Raw genomic sequence first — 6,099 nt, 5'->3', positions numbered from 1 at the left:
GAATGGATTAAACTCGCCAAAAAACTTTCCACTTGGATTATGTTGGCTATCTTAGTTGGCTCAACGATAGGAATCACTGTGATTATTAAAGTGGCTAATCCAGAGGCAATGAAAGCAAACGATCTCTTTGCTACGTTGACAGATATGACTTCCTTTTTAAATCTCTTTGTTGTCGTGGTAGCCGCCTCTTCAATTGCGGAAGAATTTTCCCGGGGAACGATTAAATTTCTTTTGATTCGCCCTTATTCTCGGACCCAGATTTTTGCTGCTAAATTTATGAACTCTCTCTTGTTTGCCATCTTAGGAACGGTGGTTTTAGGGATTACGAGTTTTGTTTCCGCCAATCTGATTTTAAAAAGTCAGTCTCCTTTGGCTGTTATGACAAGTTATGGCACTTGGTCAGCTTTGCAAGTGGCGCTGGTGACCGCCTTTGTAAATCTAATTTTAGTGATTTTGTATTTGACCATTACCATGTTTATTTCAGCCACCATGCGTTCTCAAGCTATGGCAGTGGGCTTAGGCGGGGGAGTACTCTTTGGCAGTTCCTTGGTTAACAGTTTCTTAGCAATCGGTATTGCAAAATATCCTTGGCTTAAATGGAATCTCTTTAATACATTGAATATCCGTGAGACAATTCCCCAATTAGCGGGAATAAAATTAGATTCCTATTTCACGCTAGACTTTTGGCAATCTCTGGGGGCATTAGGGATTTACAGTGTTTTATTTTACTTCTTTGCCAACTGGATTTTCAGTGCTAGAGACGTAGCGTTAAGTTAATGAATCGGTATTTTGGGTGATTGACAGGAAATTCCCAAAATACCTTTTCTTTTAGCGCGTTTTCTAGTAGAATTACTAATTGGAATGTGGTTTGGCTAAGTCCAGACTAGAATTATGGGAAAGGAGCGATTGCTATGGTTTCAACACCTCTTGTAGTAGTATTTGTAGTTATTGGTGCATTATTAGGCGCAGTGGGCGGCTTTTTCCTTGCCCGTAAATATATGCAAGATTATTTTGAAAAAAATCCTCCCGTTAATGAGGACATGTTACGCACAATGATGATGTCAATGGGGCAAAAGCCTTCAGAGAAAAAAATTCGTCAAATGATGCAACAGATGAAGTCACAAAACAGCACTTCCAAAAAGAAGTAAACGGTGACTTTTTTGTAGAAACGGGCCGATTTTGTGGTCCGTTTTTTTGTGCTTTCAACAAGACTAGCAATGGAATGGGTAAAGATTATGAGTAAAAGAAAAGGAGGGGAATCATGTCGATATTTCGTAAGTTAGGCTGGTTTTTTAAACAAGAAAAACGCTCTTATACCATCGGGATTACCTCGTTGATTCTCGTAGCGTTTTTGCAATTGATTCCGCCAAAAGTAATCGGCATTATTATTGACACGATCGCTGACGGAAAATTAAAGATACAAACCGTTTTATTTTGGGTAGTTATTTTAGTTTTGGCAGCCATTGGCCAATATGTTTTTCGCTATGTGTGGCGAACCCATATTTGGGGCAGTGCTGCTCGCTTGGAAAAAGATTTGCGCCGGCAACTTTTTGATCATTTTACGAAGATGGATCATGTTTTTTATCAAGAACACCGCACTGGCGATTTGATGGCCCATGCTACTAATGACTTGAATGCCATTCAAAACGTAGCGGGGGCTGGGATTTTAACCTTTGTGGATTCCTTTATTACCGGTGGCGCAACGGTGGTGGCGATGTTGCTTTTTGTAGATTGGCGTTTAACGTTGATTGCATTGATTCCCATGCCTTTTTTAGGATTGACTTCCCGGGTTTTGGGCTCTAAACTGCACGATGCTTTCAGAGAAGCTCAAGAAGCATTTTCCACCATTAATGATAAAACCCAAGAAAGCATTACGGGAATCAAAGTAATCAAAACCTTTGGGCAAGAACTAGAAGACATTGCCGATTTTCAAGGTCAAATCGACAATGCGATTGTGAAAAATCGCCGTGTTAATTTTTTAGATGCATTGTTTGACCCTTTCATTACCCTCATTATTGGTTTGAGCTATGTCTTGACGATTATTGTTGGTGGTAATTTTATTATGGAAGATATTATTACCATTGGGCAGTTAGTATCATTTATCAGTTATATTGGCATGTTGGTTTGGCCGATGTTTGCCATTGGTCGCCTATTCAATGTGTTGGAACGAGGCAATGCGAGTTATGACCGAGTTTCAGAATTGTTAGGAAAAAAGACTCATATTAAGTTGAATCCTAAAGCCTTGGACACACCAGCTAGGGGCGGATTAAATGTGGAAATTGCCAAATTTCAGTATCCCGATGATGAAAGCCCGGCCTTATCTCAAATAAAATTTACTTTAGCAGAAGGGGAAACCATTGGGATTGTAGGACGAACGGGTGCAGGAAAGACCACTTTGATGAAATTGTTACTGCGACAATATGACGATTACCAAGGTCAAATTGTCTATGGGGCTATTGATAGCAAAGATTACACCTTAGATGCCCTTTTGCATTCCATTGGCTATGTTCCTCAAGATCATTTCTTATTTTCCATGACGATTCGGGATAATATTCGCTTTGTCAATCCAAGGGCAAGTCAAGCACAAGTGGAGGCAGCAGCTCGGTTAGCAGCGATTCATGAAGACATTGAAGCTTTGCCTAATGGTTATGACACCATGGTTGGCGAGCGTGGTGTTTCTTTATCTGGAGGCCAAAAACAGCGGGTTTCCATTGCCAGAGCCTTACTAGTAGAACCAGAATTATTGATTTTAGATGATGCTCTATCTGCGGTGGATGCCACTACAGAAGAAGCGATTTTAAGTGGCTTGAAAGAAGTTCGGGCATCTAAGACTACGATTATTTCTGCCCACCGCTTAAGCTCTGTCATGCACGCCAAAGAAATCCTTGTCTTAGACGAAGGCAAAATAATTGAGCGAGGAAGTCATGAAGAGCTATTAGCCTTAGAAGGTTGGTATAAGAAAATGTGGGAGCGGCAACAATTAGAAGCCAAAATAGAAGGAGGGGTTCAGTAATGGAAAAACATCAATCTGAATGGAGTAAGTCGATTCCTTTTAGTGAACAAAAAGTGATTATTAAACGCATGTTTACCTTTGCGAAACCATTTAGAAAAACCTTCTATGGGGCGATTGTTTTTGCTTTATTGCTTTCGGTGGTAAATATCATTATGCCGCGGATTATTCAAACGTTTATGGATAATTATTTGACCCCGAAAACGGCTACTCAGTCGGTGATTTACTTTTTTGCAGCGCTGTATCTTTTTGGCGTATTGATGAAGGCGGTCATTTGGTTCTTTCAATGGTTTTTGTACTCCATGGCATCTTTACAAACTTTTCAATACATCCGGGTGAAGCTGTTTGAAAAATTGCATACACTGGGTATGCGTTACTTTGACCAAACGCCTGCCGGTTCCATTGTTTCTCGGGTTTCCAATGACACAGAAACTCTCTTTGACTTTTGGCATGTATTTTTAATGTTATTAACTGGTCTTTTCGCTGTGGGCTCTTCTTTTGTCGCCATGTTTATGATTGCACCTGAGATTGCGGTGGTGAATTTGATTTTCTTACCCATTCTTTTAGTTGTAATCTGGTATTATCAAAAATTCAGCTCGGTGATTTATCGAAATATGCGGGAAAAACTCAGTCAGTTGAATACCAAGCTAAACGAGTCGATTTCGGGCATGACGATTATCCAACAATTTCGCCAAGAAGCTCGAGTGAACGAAGAATTTGAAGCGATTAATGAGGACTATTTACACACTCGTTACGCAATGATCAAAACGAACTCACTATTACTAGCACCCATTATTAATTTGCTTTACGCCATTGCTGTAGCCATGAGTTTAACTTTGTTTGGTTTTGATGCATTACACTCTCCTGTGGAAGTAGGCTTGATCTATGCCTTCACCACTTATGTTCAAGGTTTTTTCAATCCCATGAACCAAATGATGGACTTTCTTTCTGTCTTCACGGATGGTGTGGTGGCAGCCAGCCGGATTTTAAAGATCATGGATGAAACAGAAGTTACCCCGCAGCAAAATCCCGGAGCCGATAAAAAGATAAGCTTAGGGAAAATTGAGTTTCGCAATGTGAGTTTTTCTTATGATGGGCAAAATGATGTCTTAAAAAATATTTCTTTTGTGGCAAATCCCGGAGAAACGGTGGCTTTAGTCGGACATACAGGTAGTGGGAAAAGTTCGATTATCAATGTGCTCATGCGCTTTTATGAATTTGGACAAGGACAAATTTTGATTGATGACGAGGATATTCGGAATTTTCCCATCGAAGAACTGCGGGAAAAACTGGGGCTCGTTTTACAAGATGCCTTTATGTTTTATGGCGATATTAGTGACAATATTCGTTTATTAAACAAAGACATCACTGATGAAGAAATCGTAGAAGCAGCAACGTTTGTTCAAGCAGATCATTTTATACGGGAGCTTCCCGGTGGCTATCATGCCAAAGTTATTGAACGAGGAGCCAGTTATTCCAGTGGTCAGCGCCAATTATTATCCTTTGCCCGTACCATGGTGACCAAGCCTAAAATTTTAATTTTAGACGAAGCCACCGCAAATATTGATACGGAAACAGAAGGCCTGATTCAAGAAGGCTTAGCCAATATGCGTCAAGGTCGAACAACGATTGCCATTGCCCACCGCTTGTCTACCATTCGAGATGCCAATTTAATCTTGGTTTTGGATAAGGGACGAATTGTGGAGCGAGGGACTCATCAAGCATTACTGGCACAAGGTGGACTTTACGGTGATATGTATAAGCTACAAAGTTCTGAAGAAGGTTGAAAGACTGTTAGTTCTAGGATTTTTACAGAACAAGTCGAGTAAAGTCAACTACTCAAAAAATCCGGGTTTTTTTGTCCCGGATTTTTTTGAGAAGTAAGAGGAAAAAATGAGCGTTTCTCATAAAATGCTTGGAAGGAAATAAAAAAGATTACAAAAAAATTTATTATTTTGTTGACAGCGTTTTCTTTTGTTGTTAAGATAAACGTGTTAATTGAATAGGCAAATTATGGATAGTGATTGTGCAAACAAGCTAAACCTGATGAACACACCTTTATTTCGTGTGGGTTCATTGGGTTTTTTCTATGCACTAAAAGGAGGGGAGAAAAGAAAGACGCAATTTTTTTGGAAGCGTTGACATCACCGGCGTTGTTATTTATCATTAAATTATAATAAAAATGAACAAATGATGAATAATGTATTGGAAAGGAGGTCGGTGAAGCATTTATGAAAATTGTCAAGATTTTAAATAACAATGTGGTGCTTTCTCGTGATGAAAAGGATAAAGAGGTTATTGTGATGGGGCGGGGTCTAGCTTTTCAAAAGAAAATTGGTGAGACGCTGGAAGAAGAACTCATTGACAAACGCTATCAATTAGAAGATGGAATTTCTCGACAATTTCAAGAATTACTAATGGATGTTCCTTTAACCTATTTGAAATTAGCTACGTCCATTATTGACTATGCGAAAGAAACACTGAAAACTCCATTGAGTGATTCGATTTATATTTCCGTAACCGATCACTTGTACACCGCCGTTCAAAGAGTGAAAAGTGGTGTCCGAGTGCGAAATATCCTCTTATGGGACATTAAACGTTTTTATCCTGAAGAGTTCGCTATTGGCAAAAAAGCAACAAATAAGATTTTAGAAAAGTATCAACTAGATTTGGGAGAAGATGAAGCAGGCTTTATTGCTTTACACTTAGTTAATGCTCAAACTCATAAAGGCCAACAAGATGTTTATGAACTAACTGAGCTAATGCAGGAAATTACTCAGATTGCTAGTTTTTATTTCAAAACACCTTTTGATGAGGATTCGGTTTATTTTTACCGTTTTTCCACTCATTTGCGCTTTTTCGCTGCACGAATTATGAGTGGCAATCAATTAGTGGATGAAACCGATCAGGAATTATTAGATATTATTCAACTGAAATACCACAATGCTTATCAATGTGTGCTGAAAATTGAAGGCTATATCAAGCAAAAGTATTCCTATGGCATGACCAATGATGAAAAACTTTATTTGACCGTTCATTTAGCTCGATTGGTACAAAAAGCTAGTCAGTAATTAAGTAGAAAGATTTAG

Annotated in this window: 5 protein-coding genes; all 5 read left to right on the top strand. The window is 39.1% G+C overall.

The genetic code is table 11. The features are described 5' to 3' along the window. The coding region (locus AB5754_RS09485; RefSeq protein ID WP_368259564.1) for an ABC transporter permease at positions 1–777 on the top strand (777 nt) is incomplete at its 5' end. Between the two features lie 134 nt (positions 778–911). Continuing rightward, positions 912–1,148: a YneF family protein gene (locus AB5754_RS09480; protein WP_311833186.1), complete on the top strand. Its 237-nt coding sequence runs from the start codon at positions 912–914 to the stop codon at positions 1,146–1,148. A 113-nt stretch (positions 1,149–1,261) separates the two neighbouring features. Next, the gene (locus AB5754_RS09475) at positions 1,262–3,013 is read left to right on the top strand and encodes an ABC transporter ATP-binding protein (protein ID WP_368250807.1); all 1,752 of its coding nucleotides are present in this window, start codon (positions 1,262–1,264) and stop codon (positions 3,011–3,013) included. After that, positions 3,013–4,797: an ABC transporter ATP-binding protein gene (locus AB5754_RS09470; protein WP_311833188.1), complete on the top strand. Its 1,785-nt coding sequence runs from the start codon at positions 3,013–3,015 to the stop codon at positions 4,795–4,797. The genes AB5754_RS09475 and AB5754_RS09470 overlap by 1 nt, the downstream gene beginning before the upstream one ends. A gap of 444 nt (positions 4,798–5,241) precedes the next feature. Then, positions 5,242–6,081 (top strand): BglG family transcription antiterminator LicT, encoded by an 840-nt coding sequence (gene licT, locus AB5754_RS09465; RefSeq protein WP_311833189.1) that lies wholly within the window; start codon positions 5,242–5,244, stop codon positions 6,079–6,081. Positions 6,082–6,099 lie beyond the last annotated feature (18 nt).

The sequence above is a fragment of the Enterococcus sp. 2201sp1_2201st1_C11_2201SCRN_220225 genome, assembly GCF_040925905.1.
In the GTDB taxonomy this organism is placed as follows: domain Bacteria; phylum Bacillota; class Bacilli; order Lactobacillales; family Enterococcaceae; genus Enterococcus_C; species Enterococcus_C asini_A.
The sequence above is the reverse complement of the archived record's forward strand: the minus strand, read 5'-3'. Positions and strand labels throughout refer to the sequence as shown.